General features: G+C 49.1%; 1 protein-coding gene and 1 pseudogene. Both read right to left on the bottom strand.

Translation table 11 applies throughout. The features are described 5' to 3' along the window. A partial coding sequence (locus tag R7P72_RS25895; protein ID WP_318111104.1) for a DMT family transporter occupies positions 1-689 on the bottom strand: 689 nt, incomplete at its 3' end. Between the two features lie 156 nt (positions 690-845). Next, positions 846-1,073, bottom strand: a pseudogene (locus R7P72_RS25890) (methyl-accepting chemotaxis protein); the annotation flags it as partial.

Here is a 1,073-nt window from a genome sequence, read left to right as displayed (position 1 = left end):
AAGCCATTCAACGCCGTAATGCCAAAAACACGCCAAGTAATACGTTGAGTGGAGCGGGCAACTTTTACACCAACGATAAGTAACAAGCAGTGCGCAACGAACGCGCTGATCATTCGAATTGCCGATGCAGCGATTGGGTCGACACTGGTTTGCATGACCGGTTTGGCAATAATGCCACCGAGCGCCTGACATATTGCAGCGGTAAGGCCGAGTGAGACTCCAACCCAAATGTTGCCTTTGATTTCCTCGAGCACATTGTTAGTTTGTCCGCGTCGGCCAAAGAATATCGCCATCACCACACCGCTAAACACCAGTGCAGAACCAAGCAGTTCAATGGCCGTCATGCTTTCGCTAAACAGGAAATAACCTAAGATGGTGGAAAACACGGCATGGCAGGAAAACAACAGGCCCGCTTGCCTTGGCCCCATGCGATTCAAACACGCAAACAGTGCGGTGTCGCCAATGAAGATCCCTATCAATCCGGATGCCATCATCGGCGTAATGTGTTCCCAAGTCACACTTAGCCAACCGCCGGTTATCCACGCCATGGTCGACAAAATCACGGCTGTGCAGCCCATCCGCCAACGACTGTAAGAAAAGGCACCCAGATGCTGCGCAGGAATAACCGAAATCAGGCTGGAAACCGCCCATAAAAAGGCAGCGCACAGAGCAAGCCATTCGTAACCCATGATTGATAGACGTCCTTGTTGAATAGGGTTGAGGGCTCTTAATATGCATGAAATGCCACGAGCAATGCCATCATTTTTTTATTTATTATTGGGAAGTTAAAGGGCTAGATAACATCAATAAAAAAGCAGCTCTGGGAGCTGCTTTTTCGGGGCGGTTTACACTTTAAAGCGACTGATGTTTTCTCGCATGGTGTTCGCTGTGTTGAACATTCTGCGTGCGCCTTCACTGCTTTTCAGTGATTGCTCAGCAATGACATCTGCATCGTCTTTGATGCCTTGAGTATTGCGGCTGATGTCTTCACTTACCGCTCGCTGCTCTTCTGCTGCGCTCGCAATCTGCATCGCCATATCATTAATCTCAGTGATAGAGTTGGTGATGCTGGT

The sequence above is a fragment of the Vibrio sp. Vb0888 genome (assembly GCF_033338835.1).
Taxonomy (GTDB): Bacteria; Pseudomonadota; Gammaproteobacteria; order Enterobacterales; family Vibrionaceae; genus Vibrio; species Vibrio alginolyticus.
This window is presented reverse-complemented; position numbering and strand designations above follow the sequence as displayed.